This window comes from Streptomyces sp. NPDC059917 (assembly GCF_042730635.1).
Taxonomy (GTDB): domain Bacteria; phylum Actinomycetota; class Actinomycetes; order Streptomycetales; family Streptomycetaceae; genus Streptomyces.
In genome coordinates this window covers 46,884-69,129 of sequence record NZ_JBHWLC010000003.1, presented here as the reverse complement: position 1 = coordinate 69,129, position 22,246 = coordinate 46,884, and the positions used below count along the sequence as shown (strand labels likewise).

Genomic DNA, 22,246 nt, shown 5'->3' with positions numbered 1-22,246 from the left:
CCCCGTGTGGGGCCGGCCGATGTCCCGCCGTCCGGCTGGACACCCCCGGTGACCGGATCAGGGCCGGGATTTCGGCCCTGATCCGGTCACCGGCCGAGTTCGGCTCGGCGAAGACCGCGGAACACCTCCGGGGTCGTCCATCCGCGCAGGGTGGCGTGCGTCGTCGAGCGGAAGGCGGCCTCGGCCGTGGTGGCGTCGAGGGCCCCGGCGAGTTCGAGAGTCACGAGCCCGTGCAGGGAAGCCCAGATCGACAGGGCGATCGACGTTGCCTCACCGGCGAGGACGGACGCCGTCAAGGCGCGATCGATCGCCGCGAGGAGCGGGCGGATCGGGTCACCGGCACCGGCCTCTCCCGACGGGTCGAAGGACTGCACACCACCGAACAGCACTGTGTACAGGTGGCTGTGGCCGCGCCCCCAGCGACGGTAGGCGACGGCCAGTGCGTAGAGGTCGGCGAGAGGGTCCGCGGAGGTCTGCACCGCCGACAGCTCCTGGAACAGGCCGGCGACGGCTCTGTCGCGCACCGCGCGGATCAGCCCGTCCTTGCCGCCGAACAGGGAGTACACCGCCGTCGTCGACGCCTCGGCGGCAGTGGCCACGGCGCGGACCGTGACGGACTCCCGCGGACGGGTGGCGAGCATCTCGGTCGCGCACTCCACAAGCCGCTCTTTGACGGCCTCGTCGTTCGTTCTGGGCCTACCCACGGTCAGCAGCCTACCTCCTCTGATAACGTCGTTTTGAAACAGCGTTCTGAAACTGTCGGAGGTCCGCCGTGCCCACGTCCGCGATACGTCTCGTCCGCTTAACCGGACGCCTCCTGTTGGCCCTGGCCGCCGTCGTGGCGCTGGTCGTCGTCTTCCTCGCACTGATCGCGCTCACGGACGGGGCGGGTTCGGGGCTCGCCGCGTGGTTGGCGACCCTCGGGACCGGGAGCGTCCTCGCGCTGTGGCGGGGTCGGCGCCGCACCTGGCCGGCGCGGCTGGTGCCGTTCCTGCCGGTGGTCGTCGCGGCGGCGCTGACGGCGGCGGTCTGCGTCCCGACCGCACCGACGGCCCGGCGGCATCCGCCCGCGCTGGCGTTCGTGTCCACTCAGCACTGGAACCTGGCCACGGGCAGCCGGGTCGCGGTCTACCACTACCCGCCCGCGAGCCCCGGCCCCCGGCATCCCGTCCCGTTCGTGTACCTCCACGGAGGCCCCATTCGCGGCATCTCGGTGCAGGACCACACCTTTCTGCAACTCCTGGCACGCCAGGGCCACGACGTCTACGCCTACGAACAGGCCGGCGGCGGACGAAGCGACCTGCTCCCCATGGACCAGTACACGATCTCCAGGGCGGTCCGTGACCTCGCCGCCTTCGTCGACCGTCTGGACAAGGGCAAGGTGGACATCCTCGGATTCTCCGGGGGTGCAGTCGTGCTGACCCGGGCCCTGGCCGACCCGGGCGCCGCCGCACGCCTGCACCGGGCGATCATCGCCGAGCCCGGGCCCATGGACGGCCCCACCGCGCACATCGCCGGGCACAAGGGCCGAGCATCCGCACAAGGCCTCGCCCCCGACCCGACCGGACCGCGATCGACGCACGTCCCCCGGTACGCCGTGGCATTCGGCCTCATGCGACTCGGACTCCTCACCCCCGACACCGGACTGATCGGACAGGCCGAAGGCGACAACGCCTTCACCGCCGCAGACCTCGGCAGCGACACCGCATCCGCCTACTGCGCGCGCGACGCGCACCGCATGCCCAGCGAGGACACCGCACAGAACTTCTCCTTCAGCCCCGCCGCCAGCCTCCGCGTCCAGCAGACGGTCAAGGACTCGCCCTCCATCGCACCGCTACTGAGGCAGTCCCGGACCCCCGCGATGCTGATGATCGCCGAATGCTCCTCCCAGGTCCGTCAGTGGGCGACCGCCACCCTCGCCGATGACCCCGCTGTCCAGCGCACGCAGTACATGCCCGGAGTCGGCCATCACCTGTGGAACGGCCTCGACGACAACAACGACCGGGCCGCCGCCGTCATCACCGCGTTCCTTCAGGACAAGCCTGCCCCCTTGCCGAACTACCCGACCCGCGACGAGATCCCCGCCTTCATGCGCGACCACAAATGAAGTCATCGCAGCCCGGCCCACGCCGCCGACCAGCCGAGATGGTGACGGCGAGCGGCGTGGGCCCCGCCGTCAGCGGGCTCCGGCACCCTCCGGGTTCGGGGCGGGCGGCGGGTTCTCGCAGGTGACGTCCTTGGCGGGCAGCCGTCCCGTCGACAGGTACGCGTTCACGGGTATGTTGGCGCAGGCCGTGGGCTTGGAGAGGTACACGCCGTGCCCCACGCCTCCCAGCGCGAGCACCATCCGCGATCCCTTGAGTGCTTGGTGCATCCCCTGGCCGCTGCTCAGCGGGGTCATCGGATCCCACTCGTTCTGCACGGTCAGGACATTGGCGCGGGTCTTCATGGGGGTGGCGGGCTCCAGCGGCCGCTGCCAGAAGGCGCACGGCTTGATGTTCGAGGCGAAGTCCCCGTACAGCGGGTGCTTGATCTTGTCCTGCGCGGCCTCCCGCGCGTACTGGTCCGGATCGCGGGGCCAGTTGTCCGCGTCCCCGCAGACCACGGACCAGTACGCGGCGGTGGCGTTGCCCGGGGGAGTGGGGTCCGGCGCCTCCGAGGCCCCCGTAGCGTCGCCCCCCGGACCGGCGGCCCGGACGCCGCCGAGCGGTGACCGCGCGCCGGGCACCGTGCCGGCGGCCTTCCCGACGGCGCCCGGAGCCGGGTTCACCGGCGGCTGGGGCGCCTTGTCGGCGGATGCCCTGATGGACTTGATGACGACCGAGGCGGCTTCCGGATCGAAGTAGAGCGACGGGTCGGCCCTGATGTCGTCACCCGTCATCTTCTGTCCGTAGTGCATGATCGGTTCCCGGTCGGCCCGCGCCACCAGGGCCCAGAAGCTGGCGGAGACCGCCTCGGGCGTCGTGCCGAGGCCGTAGGTGTCCGAGCGCTCCGCCGCCCAGCGCGTCCACCGCTCGAAAGCGGGCTCGGCTCCGGTCCCCTGCACCTGGATCATGCCGCGCCAGGTGCGCCCCGGGTCCACGCCGCTGTCCAGGACGAACCGGTCGGTGCGGTCCGGGAACATCTGCGAGTACACCGCGCCGAGGTAGGTCCCGTACGAGTAGCCCAGGTACGAGAGCGTCCGCTCGCCCAGTGCGGCGCGGATGACGTCCATGTCGCGCGCCGTGTTGCGGGTGGTGATGTAGGGGATCACATCGCCCGACTTCTCACGGCACTTGTCGGCGATCCCGCGCGCCCAGGCCACGTCCGAGGCGAAGGTCTCGGGCCGGTAGGCCCCGCCGGCGCCCACCTCCGCCTCGCTCAGGTCGCCGCAGCTGATCGGGCTGCTCTCGGCGACGCCGCGGGGGTCGAAGCCGATGAGGTCGTAGCGGTCGCGGACGTCCTTGGGCATCTCGGCGTTCGCCCGGATCGGCCGGAAGAGACCGGCGGTCCCGGGGCCGCCGGGATTGAGGAGGAGGACGCCGCGCCGCTTGGCCGGGTTCTCGCTCTTCATCCGGGATATGGCGATGTCGAGGGTGCGGCCTTCGGGGCGCTGGTAGTCGAGCGGCACCTTGACGGTCGCGCACTCGTACTCGGCCGGCCGATCGGGACTGCAGCGGTGCCACGCCAGTTTCTGGCGCGGGTACTCGGAAGTCGGGGCGGCGGATGCGGGGGACGCCGTCAGTCCGGGCAGAGCGGTGGCCAGGAGCCCGGCGGCGGCGAGCAGCGGTGCGAGGCGTTTCATGCGCGTGGTGCCGTTCCTTCGTCAGGTGAAATCGTGTGCGCCTCCACTGTGTTGGATCACCTGACGAGACCGGATCCCTCCCAGGAGCCGACCTGGAGTCCCCCGCGCGTACCACCTGGAATCAAGACACATGGCCGAGATTCGCCCCCAAGACCCCCGAATCCGCCGTCACTTCGCGGAACGACCTGCCCCGCCCGCGCGTAGTCCCGTCCCCCTTGAGGAGGACAGCCGACGACAAGACGGCAGGTCGTCGCGGGCGGGCCCGCTCGCTCAGTACACGAGCTTGTAGGTCACGTCCTTGGGGACCGGGCCCGGAGAGGTGTCGGTGTAGAGGAGCCTGATCGTCGTGAAGCGCCGCACGTCCGGGTGCGCGGGCCAGACCTGCGGGTCGCTCAGCGTCACCGAAACCGGGTAGGCGTGGAAGCGTCCGGCCGCGCAGTAGGGGCGGCAGTCGTTCACCATGTCGGTGCCGGTGGCCGTCGCGGTCCGCGCGCCCCAGGTGTCCCACCGCAGGTCGACGAGGTTGTTGTTCCCGTCACCGCAGGCCAGGAGGTACTCCTGGGGGCGCATGCGGGCCTGTGCGGAACAGTCGACGACCACCACCGGGTCCGGCGGGTCCAGCGCCCGCGCCGATGACGTCCCACCGGGGAGCGCGGCGACGGCCGTCACGGCCACCGCCGCGCACACCACCGCGGTCATCCGCGCCCCGCGCCGGGGGGCGCGCGCGGGACGGTCGGATGCTGAAACGTTCACGAAGGGCCTTCCTCACCACTGCGCCCGCCGTGGGCACTACGGCACGTCCAGCTTCCCCCACCGGCGCGGACCCCGCACCCGCTGGACCTCGTCCGTACGGTCGGGCCCGGGCCGGGAGCCCCGTCCCGGCCCCCGGCCCGGCAGGATCCGCCGGGGACGGTCTACGGCGCCGGTGTCGTGGGCGGGGTCGGGGCCGGGGTGCCGTCGAGGGCCAGGGCGGTGAGGAGGACCAGGGAATCGGTCCAGCCGAGCGGCGCGACCGAGGAGGGCCGCCCGCTGCCGTTGACGGTCTCGGGCAGCTCGCCGAGCCCGTTGCGCTTGGACAGGACCCAGTCCAGGACGCGTTCGGCCTTCTGCCGCTCGCCCGTACCGGCCCAGGCCAGCGCGAAGAAGGTGGTGCTGGGCGTCCAGGCGTACGCCCCCCAACTGAACCCGGGGTCGTTGCCGGGCGTGAGCCCCCCGTTCGGCAGCAGCAGTGCGCGGTGGGTGGAGTCGAGGGCCGTGGCCAGGTCGGCGGGCGCGGTGTTGAAGGGCGGCGCCATGAAGGCGGCGGCGCTGTCGCGACCGTGCAGCCCGTCGCTCGTCCGCGGGTAGCCCAGGGGGGCGAAGTGCGTCGCGATGCCGTCGGCCAGGCGCCGGGCGGCCGTCGCCCAGCGCGTGGCGTCGGCGCCGCGGCCGGACGCCCGGGCGAGGTCGGCGGCCGAGTTGAGCCCCGCGAGCAGGGGCGCGGCGGTGCCGATGTTGGCGGTGTCCGTCGGCAGCTCCCAGTAGTCCGGTCCGGCGGGCGGCAGTCCGTCCGCGTCCAGCGAGTCGGCCGCGTAGTCGGCGGCCTTGCGGACCATCGGGTACAGCGCGGCCAGCCTGGCGGCCCGGTCCTTGGTCGGCGCGGCCCGGTACCACTGCCAGGTCGCCCAGGGCACCCAGCCGTTGCCGTCGAGCTGCCAGGTCCGCGCGTCGGGCGGACCCGCGCCGTCGAGCGTGGTGCGCGCCTCCCAGGTGCCGTCCGGACGCTGGGTCGCCTGGTCGTGGCGCAGCATCCGGTACGCCTCGGCGTCGTGGCCGGTCGCGGCGAAGGCGGCTGCGGCGAAGCCCCCGTCGCGGGGCCAGGAGTACTCCCACGCCGGTGACCAGGCGGCGGCGAACGCCCCGTTCGGGCGCAGCAGGGCCCGCATGGACAGCAGGGCCCGCCGGGAGGCCTCCCGGCGCGCGGGCGTCGTCCCGGGCACCTTGCCGGCGGCCAGCCAGGCGCGGCTCTCGGCGATCTGCTTCAGCGCGCCCGGGTCGTCGGCCTCGGTCACCACCGACGCCCCGCGACCGGCGGGCAGGTGGCGCCAGCGGCCCGACGGCAGCCGCAGGACGTTGCTGCCCTCGACGTAGCCGGCGCCCACCGCGAACGCGGGCGCGACGGCCTCCGTCACCTGCTGGTTCGTCAGCAGCCCGGCCGTACGGGCGGCCAGCGAGGAGGTGGGCACGTAGCAGGGCTCGCTCTCCCCGCAGCGGTCGGCGCCGACGGGGTTGACGCGGAAGGCCAGGCGGGCGGCATCGGCGTGCCAGCCTCCCCAGTGGGCCCGGTCGTAGTTCCAGCTGACGGGGGCCCCGGGATCGGCGGTCCGCGTGCCGTGCCAGACGACCGCCTTGCCCTCGCGGGTGGTGGCCTGGACGAACAGGTAGTACGGGTTCCCCGCCGTGAGCGGTGCGCCGAAGGGAACCTCGATCCAGCCCGCTCCCGCACCGCCGAGGGCGGCCAGGTCCAGCGTCCGGGTGGCGACGGCGGACGCGGCGCCGTCCAGCGCCGTGCGCACCTGCACGGTCACCGTGCCGGTGGCGGCCGCGCTGGTCAGGTAGAACCCGACCCGGTCGAGACGGGAGGTGGCGGCGGTGAACTCCTGCGCCGCCGCGTGGTCCGCGGCCTTGACGTCGAACAGGCCGACGTCGTGCCGGACCTGTTCCGCGCGCGGGGCGGAGGCGGCCGCTCCGGCGCCGGTGCCGGTGGTGTCGGTGGTGGTGTCCGTGGTGGGTCCGGGAATGCTCAGCAGGGCTGTCGCCAGGACGGCCGACAGGGTGATGGACGGGGCCATGAGCCTCCCTCGTTCGGTGACGTGCCGTCACCGCCGCTACACCGCGGGGGCGCCGCGGACGCACGTCATGCGTGGGTAACGAGGGCCGGCGCACCGCGTTCCTCCCGGCTCGCAGGATCGACCCGGAGAGACCAAGGAGCACGAGATTTGCCTAAAGCATTTAGGTAAATCCATAATGGCTTCAGGTTGATGGAGGGATGGACATGGCACGCGCGGGATTGACGACGGCCCGACTGGTGCGGGCGGGGGCGGAGCTGGCCGACGAGGTCGGCTTCGAGCAGGTGACCGTCTCGGCGCTCGCCCGACAGTTCGACGTCAAGGTCGCGAGCCTCTACTCGCACGTGAAGAACTCCCACGACCTCAAGACCGGGATCGCCCTGCTCGCGCTGGAGGAACTCGCCGACGCGGTCGCCGTCGCCCTCGCCGGGCGGGCGGGCAAGGACGCCCTGGCGGCCTTCGCGAACGTCTACCGCGACTACGCCCGCCAACACCCCGGACGGTACGCCGCGGCGCAGTTCCCGCTCGACCCGGAGGCGGCCGCCGCGAGCGCGGGCGGCCGGCACGCCCGGATGACCCGGGCGATCCTGCGCGGGTACGACCTGACGGAGCCCGACCAGACGCACGCGGTGCGGCTGTTGGGGAGCGTCTTCCACGGTTACGTCACCCTGGAGCTGTCCGGCGGCTTCAGCCACAGCGCTCCCGGCTCGCAGGAGACCTGGTCGTGGATCCTCGACCGGCTGGACGCCCTCCTGCGCAGCTGGACCGCACCGGCGCACAGTGGTGGCGCCCCGCCGCATCCCAGCGATGCGGCCCCCTCGACGGACAGGCCGATGACACCATGAGCACCGACGCGACGAACACCGACGAAACCAACACCGACGCACCCAACAGCGGCGCCCCGAACAGCGATGCTCCGCACACCGGCGGTCGCCGCGCCGAGCGCCGGTGGATCACCACGCGGATCACTGCGGACCTCCTGCGCGGAGCGCTGGACCTGGAGCACACCGAAGAGGGCCTCCTGCCGCACCGGCTGCCCGCCCGGGCCCGCGCCCAGAACACCGACGGCCAGCTCGCCATGGCGCAGTCGCAGCCCTCCGGCGTACGGCTCGTCTTCCGCACCCGGGCCACCGCCCTCGAACTCGACACCCTCCCCACCAAGCGCGTCTACGTGGGCGCCCCGCCGCGCCCGGAGGGCGTCTACGACCTGCTGGTCGACGGCAGCCTGGCCGGGCGGGCCGGTGTCGCCGGGGGCGCCACCCTGACCATCGACCTGGCGACGGGCACCACCACCGAACAGCGCGGCCCGGTCGGCACCCTGCGCTTCACCGGCCTCGCCGCCACGGACAAGGACGTGGAGATCTGGCTGCCGCACAACGAGACCACCCGCCTGGTGGCCCTGCGCTCCGACGCGCCCGTCGAGCCCGCGCCGGACCGCGGACGCAGGGTGTGGCTGCACCACGGCAGCTCGATCAGCCACGGATCCGACGCCGCGAGCCCCAGCACCACCTGGCCCGCGCTGGCCGCCGCCCTCGGCGGGGTGGAGCTGACCAACCTGGGCCTGGGCGGCAGCGCCCTGCTCGACCCGTTCACCGCCCGCGCCATGCGCGACGCCCCCGCCGACCTGATCAGCCTCAAGATCGGCATCAACCTGGTCAACACCGACGTGATGCGGCTGCGGGCCTTCGGCCCCGCCGTCCACGGCTTCCTGGACACCATCCGCGAGGGCCACCCCGACGTGCCGCTGCTGGTGGTGTCCTCCATCCTGTGCCCGATCCACGAGGACACCCCGGGCCCCAGCGCCCCCGACTACGCCGCTTTCAGCGCCGGTCGACTGCGCTTCCTGGCCACCGGTGATCCGGCGGAGCGCGCGAGCGGCAAGCTGACCCTCGGCGTCGTCCGGGAGGAACTGGCCCGGATCGTGGCCGAGCGGGCGGTCGAGGACCCGAACCTGCACTACCTGGACGGCCGCGAGCTGTACGGCGAGGCCGACAACGCCGAGCTGCCGCTGCCCGACGAGCTGCACCCGGACGCGGCCACCCACCGCCGCATCGGCGAGCGCTTCGCCGCACGCGCCTTCGCACCCGAGGGCCCCTTCGCGGACCCGACCGCCTGAACCCGCGGCCCGGGACCGGCCGGGCCCGCGGCCTCACCCCTGCGCCAGCACCGCCCCGATCACGTGCCGGGCGTTGCGGGCCATCGCCGGGTTCGTGTTGCGGTAGTACGGCAGCGCGATCACCGCCTGGGACAGAGCCCGGGCGCGGCCGCGCAGCCAGGTCGCGTCGTCCACGCCGAGGGCCGTGCGGAACACCTCCCGGGCGTCGGCGGGCAGCAGGTTCCAGGCGGGGAACAGGTCGCAGGCCGGATCGCCCACCCCCGCACACCCGAAGTCGATCACCGAGGCGAGCCGCCCGTCGCGCACCAGCACGTTCCCCGGCATGAGGTCGGCGTGCAGCCACACGGGAGGTCCGTCCCACGCCGGGGCGCGCGACGCCGCGTCCCATACGGCCGTCAGCGCGTCGCAGTCGACGGCCTCGCCCGGGATCCCGCGCAACTCCGCGAGGGCCGCCCGGGTCGCCGCGTCGAGCGAGGCGAGCGGCCCGCCGCGGTGGGCCCGCGGCGCCGGTGCCAGCGTGACCTTCCGCATCGCCGCCACGAAGGCGGCCAGGTCCCCGGCCAGTGCCCCGGGCGCGTCCAGCGCCCCCGCCTCGGGGTTCTCGCCCTCCAACCACCGGTACACCGACCACGACCACGGGTACCCCTCGGCGGGCCCGCCGACCCCCAGCACCTCGGGGACGGCCGTCGGGAGCAGCGGGGCCAGCCGGGGCAGCCACGCCTGCTCGTGCGGTACGTCCCCCGCGCCGTCGGCCGTCAGCGGCAACCGGACCAGCCTCGTCCCGCCCAGCCGGTACACGGCGTTGACCGTGCCGCCCGACGCGATCCGCCGCACCGGCAGCCCGGCCCACTGCGGGAACCGGCGGGCGACCAGGCGCCGTACGAGGTCGTCGTCGATCGGGTGGCAGTCCGCGTGCATCGGTTCGGTGCCCACTGCGTCTGTGCTCATGGCAGCCCATCCGACCGTCGGGCACCGCGGGCGTCAAACGGGTTTCCCGCTCGAAAGGTGCGCGGCGAACCGCTCCGGGCCCTGATACGCGGTTGATACATGATCGTGCGGTTCCCGACCGGTGACCCCGCGATGCTGGAAACGTCGGTCTCCCAGACTGCTCGAAGGACGCACCGGTCGGCGGAACCGACCGCCGTGACCGGCGCCCAGGAAAGGCAGGATCCACACCGTGGCAGCGCGGCACAGCCGACTGCCGGTCATCGCCCTCTCCCTCCTGGGGTTGGCGCTCACCGGCGGTTTCGCCCTATCCCAGCGGTCCGGGAGCGGCACGCCGCCCCCCGGGCACGGTTCGCCCGCGGTGCCCGCCTCCGGGCCCGGCACCTTCACCAGCGCGCAGGCGTCCGGAGCCGTCATCGGGAGCGGCGGGCCGCTGCGGCGCTACCGGGTCGAGGTCGAGGACGGCATCGACGTGTCGCCCGTACAGGCGGCCACGGAGATCCAGGCGATCCTCTCCGACCCGAGGAGCTGGGCCGCGCACGGCCAGGGCCGGTTCCAGCTGGTCGACGCCGATGCCGACGTCACCATCAAGATCGCCACCCCGAAGACCACCGACACCCTCTGCGCGCCGGTCGGCAACACCCGCGGGGAGCTGAACTGCGAGATCACCGGGGGAGTCGTCGTCAACCTCAAGCGCTGGACGCAGGGTTCGCCGCAGTACGACGGACCGGCCACCGAGTACCGGCACCTCATCATCAACCACGAGGTGGGTCACATGATCGGCTACCGCCGGCACATGGGGTGCCCGGGCCCCGGCCGACCGGCGCCGGTGATGATGCAGCAGATCAAGGGCCTGGACGGCTGCGTGTCCAACGCCTGGCCCTACACCGCGGACGGCACCTTCCTCACGGGCCCCGACACGCAGTGACGGCGCCCGGGCCCCGGCACACGCCCGCGGTCCGGGCCTGCCCCACGGGCCTTCGGCACGGGCCTTCGGCACGTGGAAGGGGGTCCCTTGGTCGTGGGGACGGCGGGGCCTTCGCCTCATGATCGGGCCGCTCCCGTCCCCGTAGCCTTCGAAGGCCGATACGGAGAACGCACCGGCGGTCCCACCGTGCCCCGCGGGACGACGCCCACGGCGCGGCGGGTCCGGTACCAACCCAAGGAGCACGATGGCCGGCCGCGCGCCCGGATCCGACCCCGCCCAGGACGCCCCCCGCATCACGGAGCCCAGCCACCACGCCGTCGGCGTGCACGCCGTGACCACCGCGATGCGGCTGGCACAGCGGCAGATGGGCGTCCTGCGCAGCGCCCGCACCCTGTTGCGGGTCAACCAGCCGGACGGCTTCGACTGCCCCGGCTGCGCCTGGCCCGAGGAAGACCGGGTGCACCGGGCGGAGTTCTGCGAGAACGGCGCCAAGGCCGTGGCCGAGGAGGCCACCCGGCGGCGGGTGACGCCCGCCTTCTTCGCCGAACACGCGGTGGCCGACCTGCTCGGCAGGTCCGGCTACTGGCTGGGACAACAGGGCCGCCTCACCCACCCGATGCTGCTGGACGAGGGCGCCACGCACTACGTCCCGGTCAGCTGGGAGCGGGCGTACGAGATCATCGGCGAGGAGTTCGCCGCCCTCGACTCGCCCGACGAGGCCGTCTTCTACACCTCCGGGCGGACCCCGAACGAGCCGGCCTTCGCACTCCAGCTCTTCGCCCGGCGGCTGGGCACCAACAACCTGCCGGACTGCGCCAACATGTGCCACGAGGCCACTGGGGACGCCCTGGTGGAGACCCTCGGCGTCGGCAAGGGGAGCGTCTCCCTGGAGGACATCCACCACGCCGACCTGGTCATCGTCGCCGGGCAGAACCCCGGCACCAACCACCCCCGGATGATGGCCGCGCTGGAACAGACCAAGGGCAACGGCGGCCGGGTCATCAGCGTGAACCCGCTGCCCGAAGCCGGACTTGAGCGGTTCAAGAACCCCCAGCGCCCGCGCGGCGTCGTGGGCGAGGGCACCCGGCTCACCGACCTGTTCCTCCAGATCCGTACGGGCGGCGACCTCGCCCTGTTCCGGGCCCTGAACCAGCTGCTGTTGCGCGCGGAGGACGAGGCCCCGGGCACCGTCCTCGACCGGGAGTTCATCGCCGAACACACCCTCGGCTTCGAGGCCTGGGAGCGGGACGCCCGCGCCACCGACCGGGACGAGGTGCTGGCCGCCACCGGTCTGCCCATGGAGCAGATCGAAGCGGCCGCGCGGATGGTCCTGGAGTCCAAGAGCGTGATCGTGTGCTGGGCGCTCGGCCTGACCCAGCACAAGCACTCCGTGCCCACGCTGCGGGAGATCGTCAACTTCCTGCTGCTGCGCGGCAACGTGGGCCGCCCGGGCGCGGGCGTCTGCCCGGTCCGCGGCCACTCCAATGTGCAGGGCGACCGCACGATGGGCATCTACGAGCGCCCCACCGAGGCCTTCCACCGGGCGCTGGGCGCGGAGTTCGGCTTCACCTCGCCGCGCCACCACGGCTACGACTCGGTGAGCGCCATCAAGGCGATGCGTGACGGCAAGGTGAAGGTCTTCGTCGGCATGGGCGGCAACTTCGCGGCCGCCGCCCCCGACACCCCGGTCACCGAGGAGGCCCTGCGCCGCTGCTCCCTGACGGTGCAGATCTCCACCAAGCCCAACCGGTCCCACCTGGTCACGGGCCGGCGCGCGCTGATCCTGCCCACGCTGGGACGCTCGGACGAGGACCGCACGCAGGCGGGGCCGCAGTTCGTGACCGTGGAGGACTCGATGGGACGGGTGCACGCCTCGCGCGGGCGGCTGAGGCCCGAACCGATGCTGCGCTCGGAGACCGCCATCGTCTGCGCGATGGCCCGCGCGGCGCTCGGCCCCGGCGACGACGTCCCCTGGGAGGAGTTCGCCGCCGACTACGACCGGCTGCGGGACCGCATCGAGCGGGTGGTCCCGGGCTTCGACGACTTCAACGCCCGGGTGCGCCGGTCCGGCGGATTCGTGCTGCCGCACGCGCCCCGGGACGCGCGCAGCTTCCCCACCCACACGGGCAGGGCCAACTTCACGGTCAACGACATGGTGGTGCTCGACGTCCCCGAAGGGCGGCTGCTGCTCCAGACGCTGCGCTCGCACGACCAGTACAACACCACGATCTACGGCCTCGACGACCGCTACCGCGGGGTCCACGACGGACGGCGCGTGGTCCTGGTCAGCCCCGCGGACATCGCCGCGCTCCGCCTGACCGCGGGGGCCTACGTCGACCTCGTCTCCGAGTGGCCCGACGGCCGCGAGCGCCGGGCCGCCCACTTCAAGGTGGTGTCCTACCCCACGGCGCGGGGCTGCGCGGCCGCCTACATGCCGGAGGCGACCGTCCTGGTGCCCCTCGACCACACCTCGGACATCAGCAACACCCCCGCGTACAAGTCGGTCGTCATCCGCTTCGAGCCGGACAGCGGACCGGACGCGGTCGTGGTGATCTGAGGACCGACCGCCGACGCCCCGGCCGGGCCGACCGCACCGGCCCGCCGGGGCGGCTCAGCGGCCGCGCTGGATCTCGAAGTGGTCGATCCGCCGCCCCGTTTCGGCGAGGGCGCTGACCTTCAGCTTCGGGGTGCGGCCGGTCTCCACCTCCACCGCGAGGAAGGAATAGTCGGTGTAGCGCACCCGGGACCACTCGACGGTCTCGGTCGCCTTCGTCCCGCCCTTGGCCCAGTGGTAGGTGTCCACGCTGTCGCGGTCCGCGACGTGGCCCTCGTACGAGTCGGGCACCGGGAAGCTGTACAAGGAGCGTCCCGCCGCGCCCGCGGTGACGTACACGATGCCGTCCCGCGTCGGGTCGGTGCGCTCGCCGATCGGGACCTTGCGCCCCACCGCGTTGCCCTTGATGGCGTCCGTGCGCTCGTAGACGTGGTTGTGCCCGTTGATGACCAGGTCCACCTGGTGCTTCTCGAAGAGCGGCACCCACGCGTCGCGCACCCCGCCCTCGGAGGCGTGCGAGCTGGTGGTGGAGAAGGCGCAGTGGTGGAAGAAGACCACGATGAAGTCGATGTCGCGGTGGTGGCGCAGTTCGCCGAGGCGGCGGTCGAGCCAGGCGGTCTGCTTGCCGCCGCTGATGCCGAAGTTGGCGGTGATCTCGTACGAGACGTCGTTGGCGTCGAGCGCGACGACGCCGACGTTGCCGTGGACGAACGAGTAGGCGCCGGGCAGGCCGACCGGGTCCGGGCCGTTGTCCGGCAGGGACCAGCGGGCGTTCTGGCCGCCGTAGCCCCGCGGCGAGTACCAGGCCTCCATGTCGTGGTTGCCGGTCGTCACCATCCACGGCACGCTCTTGGCGACGGTCTCCGTCTGCGCCAGGAACTGGTCCCAGGTCCGCGCGTCGTAGCTGTCGCCCGGGGCTCCCGCGCCGGAGGAGTCGGCGTAGCAGATGTCACCGGCGTGCAGGTGGAAGGCCGGGTTCTGGGCCAGCAGCACCGCGTCGTTGCCGAGCGCGTGGTAGCTGACGCCCTGGTCGCCGAAGGCGGTGAAGGTGAAGTTCTCGGCCCGCGCGGGCGCGGTGGTGAAGGTGCCGAGGGTGCCCAGGTTGCGGTGGTCGGCCGGATCGAAGCCGTCGTGGCCGACGCCGTAGTAGTACGTCTGACCGGGACGCAGCCGGTCCAGGCCCACGTGCAGGTAGAACTGCTCGGCGGCCGCGATCTTGCCGCCGTTCAGGACCGGGGTGCTCAGGTGCCGCACTTCGGCGTCGATCTTCCGGCTCAGCGACCAGGGGCTGGTGCCGACGCGCAGGTACGGCTGCTTCACCGCGAAGGGGGTCTGCCAGGAGACCCGCATCTGCGTCTTGGGGTCGGCGCCGAACTGCAGGTGGCGGCCGAACGGGGCGGCCAGGGAGCCGTCGACGCCGCGCCGCGCCGTGGAGGTCACCACGGTGGGGGCCGCGTAGGCGGGGGAGGCCGCCCCGGTGGTCAGTCCGGCTCCCGCCACCGCCGCGGTGACCGCTCCCGCGCGCAGGGCGCCGCGCCGGGTGAACTTCGCGCGCAGGTAGTCGTGCTGCTCGGCCATGTTCATGCGGGCGGCGAGCTTCTCGGGGATGCCGAAGCGGGGAAGGTCCATGGCGCGAACCTCCTCTCCACGGACGACGGGCGGCTCACCGGAGGGTGAACGGGGGAGGTACAGATTCCCATGCGACGTCCTGGAATCCGGTGCGCCGCGCACGGGGGTTTCGCCCCGTCAGGTCGCCCCGTCGGAGCGCCCCTTCGGGCGCCCCCCGACCGATCAGGAGGGAACGCAGACCTCCTTGCCCTTGAGGGTGCCCTGGCCGACCACCTCGATCAGCGGGTACACGCAGCCGGCGGCCAGGTAGGTCCGCCAGGTCTCGGTGCCGGTGTCGGTTCCCGGGACCAGCGGACCGTGCACGTTCCTGCTGAAGTTCGCGCCGCCGCCCGTGGTGTTCTGCCAGCCGAGCCGGACGTGGACGGCGTCCCCGGCGCGCTTCCAGTAGCCGACGCCGATGACGCCCTGGGCGCCGACCCGGCCGTTGACGTCGATGCACAGGGTGCCGTTGCCGAGGTCCGTGCAGCGCTGCACGTACGCCTCGGGGCCGGTGGGCGCGGCCGGTGCGGCGTGCGCCGTGGCCGTCGCGGTCGCGGACAGGAGCAGGGCGGCGACCGCGACCGCCGAGCCGGTCTTCGCGAGGGTTCGGGCGCGGCTCCTGAGGAGAGCGGTGTGCATGGGAGTTCCCTTCCGTCGGGGGAGCGGGTCGGGTCCGAGCCTGGCGCCCCCCGGTTCGGTCGTCGAGGAGGCGGCCGTCTCCTCCCGGGGACGGATGCGGGAAACCCCTGGGAAACGCTCCGGAGCCCGAGGTATCCCCCCGTGACTACATATGTCGTTCACCGACATATAGTGACCACATGAATCCCGGTCGTCCGGCGGCGGTCGGCGCCGCCGTGCCCGCCGGGGACCCGGCGTGTGACGGAGATGGAGTAGGCATGGCCAGCAAGAAGAACCTCGTCGCCAACCGGGCGTCGCTCGCCCACAAGGTCCGGTACGCCGCGAGCAGCCCGCACCGCATCGCCCCGTACCTGAAGCGGGCCGCGCGCGACCGCTGGTTGGCCTTCAAGCACCCCGACCACGTGAGCTACTACCGCGCGGTGATGGCCTCGGACACGCGGCGCAATCCCGAGGCCGCCGTGGGCAGTCAGACGCACGAACGCTGGCTCGCGCTCGGCCGGATGCAGTTCGACTACCTGCTGCGGCACGACCTCGCGCCGGGCGCCAGGATGCTGGACATAGGCTGCGGCAACCTGCGCGCGGGCTGGCGCTTCATCGACTACCTGGAGCCGGGCCACTACTACGGCATCGACATCTCGCCCGACATCCTGATCGCCGCGAAGGAGACCCTGACCGAGCGGGGGCTCCAGGACAAGGTCCCGCATCTGACCATCACGGGGAACCTGACGCTGGACTTCCTGCCCGACGCCCACTTCGACGTCGTGCACGCGCACAGCGTGTTCTCGCACTCGCCGATCGAGGTCATCGACGAGTGCCTCGCGCACGTCGGCCGGGTGCTGGCGCCCGGAGGCCATTTCGACTTCACCTTCGACCGCACCACCGGTTCCGAGCACCAGGTGCTGCGCGAGGACTTCTACTACCGCACCGAGACCCTGATCGCCCTGGCGACCCGGCACGGACTCGCGGCCCGGTTCATGGACGACTGGGAGGAGCTCGGCCACGGCCAGTCCAAGATCCGGGTCAGCGCGCGCTGACCCGGCGCGGACGGCCCCGAGCGCCGCTGCCAAGTGGGCGCGGGCCGGTCTCAGGTGGGCGTGGGCGTCCCCGAGTCCCGGCGTCGCCACTGGCGTACGCCGTAGCCCGTGAGGGCGGTCAGCAGGAGGAGGGAGGGGATGCTGTCCCCGTCCAGCACGCCGCCGAAGTAGGCGGTGATCATGAAGGGCAGCGCGGCGAGCGCGACCTGGGGCGCGGTGCGGAGCCCGGAGAGGGCCGAGCGGCCCGCCAGCGCCAGGGCCGCGAGCACGGGGACCCCGTACCGCCAGTGCAGGAAGAGCCCGATCCCCTTCGAGTCGAGCAGGGCGAAGAGGAAGACCGCGAGCGGGGCCCACAGGGCCAGGGCCACCACCCCGGCGGTGCTCAGGATCCGGCGCGGCGGCCGCAGGTCCGGCGGGCAGGCCAGCGGGAGGACGGCGGACACCATCGGCAGCAGCAGGAAGGCCGGGAGCTGCCAGGGCACCGGCCGGTCGGCGGGCAGCAGCACGACGAGGATGCAGAGGGCGTTGGCGACCATGCCGATCAGGGACCACAGGGCGCCCGAGGCGCGACCGCACAGCGCCGCGACCGCGCCGACCAGGGCCACCACGTAGCTGCCGCTGGTGGCGTAGGTGAGCGGCACGAGGAAGTCGGGATCGTCGCTGATCTGCCAGTCGGAGACCGTCGAGATCAGGTTGAAGGCGGCGTACGAGGCCGTGGCGGCCAGCGCGAAGGGGGACACGGCGGCGAAGAGCCGCCCGCCCGGCTGGGCGGAGCCCGTGCCCAGGCGCAGCCGCAGCGCGTGCGCCGCGATGTCGGCGGCCTCCCGCAGACGGGTGCGCCGGTCGGCCCCTTCGGTGGCCTCGCGGTAGGCCTCGGCTATCTCGTCGCCGAACTCGCGGCGGAACCTCGCCGGGTACAGGCGCAGCAGCGGCAGACTCACGCGGTGGCCCCGCCGGTGGCCTCGCCGGTGACGCCCAGGCGCCGGGTCGCCTCGCGCGCCGTCGCGGCGATCCGCTTCGCCTCGGCTCCGAGGCCCTCCCGCCCGGCCGGGGTGAGCGTGTACGTACGGCGCAGGCGGCTGTCCACGACCTCTTCCTCGTGCACCTCGATCAGCCCCTGCCCGAGCAGGCGCTCCAGGGCGCCGTACAGCGTGCCGGTGCGCAGCTTGACCCGGCCGTCCGAGATCTTCTCCACCTCGCGGGCGATGGCGTAGCCGTGCCGGGGCTCGTCCGCGAGCGCGGTCAGGAGGAGGAGGGTGGGTTCCTGCATCGCGCGATCACTCATGTCCGCATCGTAAGTCACCCACCGGCATATAACGGCGGCGGAGCGGGAGGGGGAGCGGGGGCGCGGGGCGGGCAGTGGTCCGCCGACCGACCGCCGGGAGTCCCATCGGCCGGGTCGGCGTCCTGGCGGTTCGTACGAGCGATTTAAGGTGAGGGGGTACGGCAGCAGAGGGGACATTCGGCGTGAGCAGACGCGGCGGGGCAGCAGAGCAGGGTCCGGGCGACGACCGGGCGACGGCCGGGATCGGGCGCAAGGCCCCGGCGGGCCGTCGGCGCAAGCCCCGCACCGAGCGCCCCGGCGCGGCCGCATGGGTCGCCGCCCGCCGGGAGGCCCTCGCGCCCGCCCTCGCGCCGCTCCTCGCCCGCGCGCGCCCGCTCGCCCGGCGCCTGAAACCGGACTACCCCCGGCCCGGGCGCACCGACTGGCGCCGGTGGATCCCGTCCTGGCGCCAGTGGCTCGGCGCGTGCCTGTACGGCTTCCTCGCCGCGCTCGCCTTCGTCGGCTGCGCCTACGCGGTCACGGACATACCCGACGACCTGAACTCCTTCGCGAAGCAGCAGGACAACGTCTACTACTGGTCCGACGGCTCCAAGATGGCCCGCACGGGCTGGGTCAGCCGCCAGGAGATGCCGCTGGCGAAGGTCCCGAAGCCGGTCCAGGGCGCCATCCTCTCGGCCGAGAACGCGAGCTTCTACTCGGACCCCGGGGTCTCCCCCTCGGGCTTCCTGCGCGCGGTGAAGGCGGCCGTCACCGGGGGCGAGACGCAGGGCGGCTCGACCATCACGCAGCAGTACGTGAAGAACGCCTACCTGAACCAGGACCGCACCGTCTCCCGGAAGTTCACCGAGATCCTCCTGGCGGTGAAACTGGACCGGCAGAAGACCAAGCAGCAGATCCTGCAGGACTACCTCAACACCAGCTGGTTCGGCCGGGGCACCTACGGCATCCAGCGCGCCTCGCAGGCCTACTACGGCAAGGACGTCTCCCAGCTGAACGCCAGCGAGGGCGCCTTCCTCGCCTCGCTCCTCAAGGGCGCCGCCCTCTACGACCCGGCGATCAGCAAGGAGAACCGGGCCCGCGCCGTCGAGCGCTGGAGCTGGACGCTGGACCGGATGGTCGAGACCGGCAACCTCACGGCGGCCGAGCGCGCGAAGTACACGAAGTTCCCCGACCCCGTGGAGCGGTCCGTCGCCAGCGACGCCACCGGCCAGTCCGGCTACCTGGTGGAGCTGGCCAAGGCGTACGCGATCAAGTCGGGGCACATCAAGGACTCCGACTTCGACCTCGGCGGCTACCAGATCTACACGACCTTCGACCGGTCCCGGATGGACGCGCTCACCGCGGCCGTGCAGAAGACGCAGAAGGACTTCGACGCGGAGCACCGGCCCACCACCGACACCTTCGCGAAGATCGGCGCGGCCAGCGTCGCCCCCGACGGGCGGTTGCTCGCCGTCTACGGCGGACCCGACTACTTGAAGCAGGGCTTCAACGAGTCGAACGCGACGACCATCCCGGTCGGCACGGCCTTCACCCCCTTCGTCTACGCCACCGCGCTGGACGACGGGGTGATGCGCACGCGCGGCAAGCCCCGCACCAAGGTCTCCCCGACCTCCCTCTACGACGGCAACGACCAGGTCACCGTGCAGACGCCCGACGGCCCCTACTGGGACCGCAGCGGCAAGGTCGTCAAGGGCCGCAACGACGGCTCCCGCAGCTGGGGCCAGGTGACCCTGCGCCAGGCCGTCGCCGACTCCGTGAACACCCCGATGCTGCAACTGGGCCTCGACGTCGGACTCGACCGGGTGGACGGCCTGGCCCAGCGCGCCGGGCTGCTCGGCGCGAGCCTCGGCCCCCAGGTGCCCGGCTTCGCGCTCGGGGAGAACTCGACGCCCAGCGCGATCCGGATGGCCGGGGCCTACGAGACCTTCGCCGCCGCCGGCATGCACACCGAGCCCTATTCGGTGCGCTCGATCACGCGCAACGGCAGCGCGCTGCCGGTCGTGGCCCCCAAGCCCACCCGCGCCATGTCGGCGACGGCGGCCGCTTCGGTGACCAGCGCCCTGCGGGACGCCGTCACCGAAGGCTCGGCGAAGGCCGTGAGCAGGACGCGCCCGGGCACGGCGGGCAAGACCGGGACGACCGCGGCGAACACCGCGGGCTGGTTCGTCGCCAACACCGGCCAGGAGTCCACCGCCGTGGTGGTCTACCGGATGTCCCTCACCGACCTGATCCCGCTGCCGCTGACCGGCCTGGGTGCGGACGCGCCCGGTACCCCGGGCAGCGACCGGGCGGTCCAGCTGTGGGCGGAGTACATCAAGGCGGTGCGGTGACCCCTCGGGGATGCGCTACGATTGATCTTGTACTCGCGGCCGGGATCCCCGGCGGTGGGGCACGCGTTGGTGGTCCAAGGAAAGGCACCCCACTTCCTGTGGGGGGATGCAGGTGCAAGGCCTGCCCAGCGCTCGATCAAGGCCCCGGCCTCCGCAAGGAGACCGGGGCCTTCGCCGTGCCCCCGCTCCCCGGTGGTCAGGGCCCCCTCGCGGTGGGCGGGGCCTCGTAGGGTGCCGATCATGAACACGATGACGATCGACGGTGGCACCGGCGGCCCCGTTCTCCTCGACGCGGCGGAGCTGACCCGCGATCCCGCGCTCGGAGCACACTTCGCGGAGTCCGCCCACGGGATCCTGGCGGAGCTGGTCCGGGCGGGCGCGGCCCTGGGATGGGTCGACCCGCCCTCCCCGGCCGAAGTGGCCGAGCTGCTCGACGGGGTGGTCCGCGCCGCGCTCACCGGCGACGCGGCCCTGCGCGCCGCCTACGTCGGACACCGGTTGGTCGGCCTGGGGTACTGGCAGCGCTACGCCCGGGCGACGCACCGCCCGCACGCCGACCTGGAGAAGCTCGCGGTGGCCGCCGCCGCCCACGGACACGGCGTCGGCCGGGCCCTGACCGCGGCCCTGATCGCCGATGCCCGCCGGGCCGGGATCGAGGTCCTCACCCTGGACGCCCGGGGGGACAACGCCAACGCCCTGCACCTGTACCGGTCGCTGGGCTTCACCGAATACGGCCGCCTGCCGGACTTCGTCGCCGTCGGCGCGCGCCGCTACGACAAGGTCTTCCACATGCTCGACCTGCGCCGGTGACGGTTGCCTTCACCGTAGTCCATTGCAACGCCCCGTTGCGTTCGACGTAGGGGTCATTGCATCAATTCACCGTCACTGGCCTGCGAATCCCCGAGTTTATGGGCCTCTGTTGATTGACGAGTTCGTGAACGCAACGTAGCTTTCGGTGTGCGTGAACATGAGACGTCGAGAGATGAGGAACGGTCATGAGCGGATCCACCCACACCGTCACGGCGCCGGCGGGCGAACGTCGGCCCGGCTGCCCCTTCGATCCGCCGGCCGAGCTGATCGAGGCCCGCGAGCACGGACCCATCAGCCGCTACGCCCACCCCGGCGGCCCGCCCGGCTGGCTCGTCACCGGGTACGACCTGGTCCGGTCCGTGCTGGCCGACCCGCGGTTCAGCTCGCGCAAGGAGCTCCTGAACGTGGTCGACTTCACCCTCCCCCCGGCGCCGCCCGGCGAGTTCCTGCTCATGGACGAGCCGCAGCACGGCCGCTACCGGGGGCCCCTGGTGGGCAAGTTCACCGCGCGGCGGATGCGCCTGCTCACCGAACGCATCGAGCGGATCACCGTCGAGCGCCTGGACGCGATGGAGGCGGCGGGGCCGACGGCGGACCTGGTGACCGCCTTCGCCAAGCCCATCCCCACCATCGTCATCTGCGAGCTGCTGGGGGTGCCGTACGAGGACCGGGACTCCTTCCAGGAGCAGATCGACACCTTCATGAGCGGGGAGACCGGCGACGAGGAGCTGATGGCGGCCTACACCGCGACCCAGGAGTACCTCGCGCGGCTGGTGGCGGCCAAGCGCGCCGCCCCCACCGACGACGTGCTCAGCGAACTCGCCGCCGGCGACCTGAGCGACGAGGAGCTGCGGGGGATCGCCCTGATCCTGCTCGCCGCCGGCTTCGACACCACCGCGAACATGCTGGCCCTCGGAGCCTTCGCACTGCTGCGGAACCCGGAGCAACTGGCCGCCCTGCGCGCCGATCCCGGCCTGATCGACAAGGCCGTGGAGGAGCTGCTGCGGTACCTGAGCGTCGCCAAGTCGTTCATGCGGACGGCGCTCGTGGACGTCGAGGTGGGCGGCCGGACCATCGAGGCCGGCACGACCGTGGTGCTGTCCTACAACACGGCCAACCGCGACCCGGAGCGCTTCGCCGACCCCCACGCGCTCGACCTCGCGCGGGAGGACGGCGGGCACCTGGCCTTCGGCCACGGCATCCACCTGTGCCTGGGGGCGCAGCTGGCCCGGATCGAGATGCGGGTCGCGCTCGGCGCGCTGATCGCGCGCTTCCCCGCGCTGCGCCTGGCCGTACCCGCCGAGGAGGTTCCGCTGCGCCCGGAGGCCGCGGACATCCACGGGGTGAAGTCGCTGCCGGTCACCTGGGAGGCGTGAGCGCGGCGG

The 22,246-nt window shown here is 72.9% G+C and carries 18 protein-coding genes; 9 read left to right on the top strand and 9 right to left on the bottom strand.

All coding sequences use genetic code 11. The features are described from left to right. Positions 1–86: 86 nt before the first annotated feature. Positions 87–704 (bottom strand): TetR/AcrR family transcriptional regulator, encoded by a 618-nt coding sequence (locus ACFWAR_RS02550; protein WP_385772432.1) that lies wholly within the window; start codon positions 702–704, stop codon positions 87–89. A gap of 68 nt (positions 705–772) precedes the next feature. Here ACFWAR_RS02550 and ACFWAR_RS02545 point away from each other — a divergent pair, with 68 nt between their 5' ends. Further along, complete coding sequence (locus ACFWAR_RS02545; protein ID WP_385772431.1) at positions 773–2,107, top strand: alpha/beta fold hydrolase; 1,335 nt, start codon at positions 773–775, stop codon at positions 2,105–2,107. 69 nt (positions 2,108–2,176) lie between these two features. Here the strand turns inward: ACFWAR_RS02545 and ACFWAR_RS02540 are convergent, their stop codons facing one another. The 3 genes from ACFWAR_RS02540 to ACFWAR_RS02530 form a co-directional block, all read right to left on the bottom strand. After that, entirely contained in the window at positions 2,177–3,784 is a 1,608-nt protein-coding gene (locus ACFWAR_RS02540) for an alpha/beta hydrolase (RefSeq protein ID WP_385772430.1), read from the bottom strand. 270 nt (positions 3,785–4,054) lie between these two features. Beyond that, complete coding sequence (locus ACFWAR_RS02535; protein ID WP_385772429.1) at positions 4,055–4,537, bottom strand: hypothetical protein; 483 nt, start codon at positions 4,535–4,537, stop codon at positions 4,055–4,057. 161 nt (positions 4,538–4,698) lie between these two features. Beyond that, positions 4,699–6,615, bottom strand: coding sequence for a hypothetical protein (locus tag ACFWAR_RS02530; RefSeq protein ID WP_385772428.1), 1,917 nt, complete (start codon positions 6,613–6,615; stop codon positions 4,699–4,701). 203 nt (positions 6,616–6,818) lie between these two features. On the opposite strand from ACFWAR_RS02530, the gene ACFWAR_RS02525 reads away from it, so the two are divergent. Together ACFWAR_RS02525 and ACFWAR_RS02520 are read left to right on the top strand one after the other, a co-directional pair. Continuing rightward, positions 6,819–7,457, top strand: a complete 639-nt coding sequence (locus ACFWAR_RS02525; RefSeq protein WP_385772427.1) for a TetR/AcrR family transcriptional regulator — start codon at positions 6,819–6,821, stop codon at positions 7,455–7,457. Beyond that, positions 7,454–8,728 (top strand): GDSL-type esterase/lipase family protein, encoded by a 1,275-nt coding sequence (locus ACFWAR_RS02520; protein WP_385772426.1) that lies wholly within the window; start codon positions 7,454–7,456, stop codon positions 8,726–8,728. The genes ACFWAR_RS02525 and ACFWAR_RS02520 overlap by 4 nt, the downstream gene beginning before the upstream one ends. A 33-nt stretch (positions 8,729–8,761) precedes the next feature. Here the strand turns inward: ACFWAR_RS02520 and ACFWAR_RS02515 are convergent, their stop codons facing one another. Then, on the bottom strand, positions 8,762–9,646 hold the full coding sequence (locus ACFWAR_RS02515; protein ID WP_385772577.1) for an aminoglycoside phosphotransferase family protein: 885 nt from the start codon (positions 9,644–9,646) through the stop codon (positions 8,762–8,764). A 259-nt stretch (positions 9,647–9,905) separates the two neighbouring features. Here ACFWAR_RS02515 and ACFWAR_RS02510 point away from each other — a divergent pair, with 259 nt between their 5' ends. Together ACFWAR_RS02510 and ACFWAR_RS02505 are read left to right on the top strand one after the other, a co-directional pair. Further along, positions 9,906–10,601 (top strand): DUF3152 domain-containing protein, encoded by a 696-nt coding sequence (locus ACFWAR_RS02510; RefSeq protein ID WP_385772425.1) that lies wholly within the window; start codon positions 9,906–9,908, stop codon positions 10,599–10,601. A gap of 244 nt (positions 10,602–10,845) precedes the next feature. Beyond that, a complete protein-coding gene (locus ACFWAR_RS02505; RefSeq protein ID WP_385772424.1) occupies positions 10,846–13,158 on the top strand; it encodes an FdhF/YdeP family oxidoreductase in 2,313 nt (770 codons plus the stop codon). A gap of 54 nt (positions 13,159–13,212) precedes the next feature. Here the strand turns inward: ACFWAR_RS02505 and ACFWAR_RS02500 are convergent, their stop codons facing one another. Further along, on the bottom strand, positions 13,213–14,784 hold the full coding sequence (locus ACFWAR_RS02500; protein WP_385772423.1) for a purple acid phosphatase family protein: 1,572 nt from the start codon (positions 14,782–14,784) through the stop codon (positions 13,213–13,215). Positions 14,785–14,946: 162 nt separating this feature from the next. Continuing rightward, the gene (locus tag ACFWAR_RS02495) at positions 14,947–15,402 is read right to left on the bottom strand and encodes a hypothetical protein (RefSeq protein WP_385772422.1); all 456 of its coding nucleotides are present in this window, start codon (positions 15,400–15,402) and stop codon (positions 14,947–14,949) included. Between the two features lie 257 nt (positions 15,403–15,659). On the opposite strand from ACFWAR_RS02495, the gene ACFWAR_RS02490 reads away from it, so the two are divergent. Continuing rightward, positions 15,660–16,436, top strand: coding sequence for a class I SAM-dependent methyltransferase (locus ACFWAR_RS02490; protein ID WP_385772421.1), 777 nt, complete (start codon positions 15,660–15,662; stop codon positions 16,434–16,436). A gap of 50 nt (positions 16,437–16,486) precedes the next feature. Here the strand turns inward: ACFWAR_RS02490 and ACFWAR_RS02485 are convergent, their stop codons facing one another. Together ACFWAR_RS02485 and ACFWAR_RS02480 are read right to left on the bottom strand one after the other, a co-directional pair. Then, positions 16,487–17,377, bottom strand: a complete 891-nt coding sequence (locus tag ACFWAR_RS02485) for a hypothetical protein (protein WP_385772420.1) — start codon at positions 17,375–17,377, stop codon at positions 16,487–16,489. Further along, positions 17,374–17,721 (bottom strand): PadR family transcriptional regulator, encoded by a 348-nt coding sequence (locus tag ACFWAR_RS02480; protein ID WP_385772419.1) that lies wholly within the window; start codon positions 17,719–17,721, stop codon positions 17,374–17,376. Before ACFWAR_RS02480 ends, ACFWAR_RS02485 begins: the two co-directional genes overlap by 4 nt. Before the next feature lie 182 nt (positions 17,722–17,903). Between ACFWAR_RS02480 and ACFWAR_RS02475 the strand changes: the two genes are divergently transcribed. The 3 genes from ACFWAR_RS02475 (at position 17,904) to ACFWAR_RS02465 (ending at position 22,237) form a co-directional block, all read left to right on the top strand. Then, on the top strand, positions 17,904–20,051 hold the full coding sequence (locus tag ACFWAR_RS02475) for a transglycosylase domain-containing protein (protein WP_385772418.1): 2,148 nt from the start codon (positions 17,904–17,906) through the stop codon (positions 20,049–20,051). A gap of 240 nt (positions 20,052–20,291) precedes the next feature. Further along, complete coding sequence (locus ACFWAR_RS02470) at positions 20,292–20,861, top strand: GNAT family N-acetyltransferase (protein ID WP_385772417.1); 570 nt, start codon at positions 20,292–20,294, stop codon at positions 20,859–20,861. Positions 20,862–21,046: 185 nt separating this feature from the next. Next, a complete protein-coding gene (locus ACFWAR_RS02465; RefSeq protein WP_385772416.1) occupies positions 21,047–22,237 on the top strand; it encodes a cytochrome P450 in 1,191 nt (396 codons plus the stop codon). The last annotated feature ends 9 nt before the right edge of the window (positions 22,238–22,246 follow it).

Coding starts and splice junctions, on each gene's coding strand:
- ACFWAR_RS02480 (WP_385772419.1), bottom strand. CDS start 17,721: ATGAGTGATCGCGCGATGCAGGAACCCACCCTCCTCCTCCTGACCGCG.
- ACFWAR_RS02505 (WP_385772424.1), top strand. CDS start 10,846: ATGGCCGGCCGCGCGCCCGGATCCGACCCCGCCCAGGACGCCCCCCGC.
- ACFWAR_RS02495 (WP_385772422.1), bottom strand. CDS start 15,402: ATGCACACCGCTCTCCTCAGGAGCCGCGCCCGAACCCTCGCGAAGACC.
- ACFWAR_RS02530 (WP_385772428.1), bottom strand. CDS start 6,615: ATGGCCCCGTCCATCACCCTGTCGGCCGTCCTGGCGACAGCCCTGCTG.
- ACFWAR_RS02465 (WP_385772416.1), top strand. CDS start 21,047: ATGAGCGGATCCACCCACACCGTCACGGCGCCGGCGGGCGAACGTCGG.
- ACFWAR_RS02515 (WP_385772577.1), bottom strand. CDS start 9,646: ATGCACGCGGACTGCCACCCGATCGACGACGACCTCGTACGGCGCCTG.
- ACFWAR_RS02470 (WP_385772417.1), top strand. CDS start 20,292: ATGAACACGATGACGATCGACGGTGGCACCGGCGGCCCCGTTCTCCTC.
- ACFWAR_RS02500 (WP_385772423.1), bottom strand. CDS start 14,784: ATGGACCTTCCCCGCTTCGGCATCCCCGAGAAGCTCGCCGCCCGCATG.
- ACFWAR_RS02520 (WP_385772426.1), top strand. CDS start 7,454: ATGAGCACCGACGCGACGAACACCGACGAAACCAACACCGACGCACCC.
- ACFWAR_RS02490 (WP_385772421.1), top strand. CDS start 15,660: ATGGCCAGCAAGAAGAACCTCGTCGCCAACCGGGCGTCGCTCGCCCAC.
- ACFWAR_RS02540 (WP_385772430.1), bottom strand. CDS start 3,784: ATGAAACGCCTCGCACCGCTGCTCGCCGCCGCCGGGCTCCTGGCCACC.
- ACFWAR_RS02525 (WP_385772427.1), top strand. CDS start 6,819: ATGGCACGCGCGGGATTGACGACGGCCCGACTGGTGCGGGCGGGGGCG.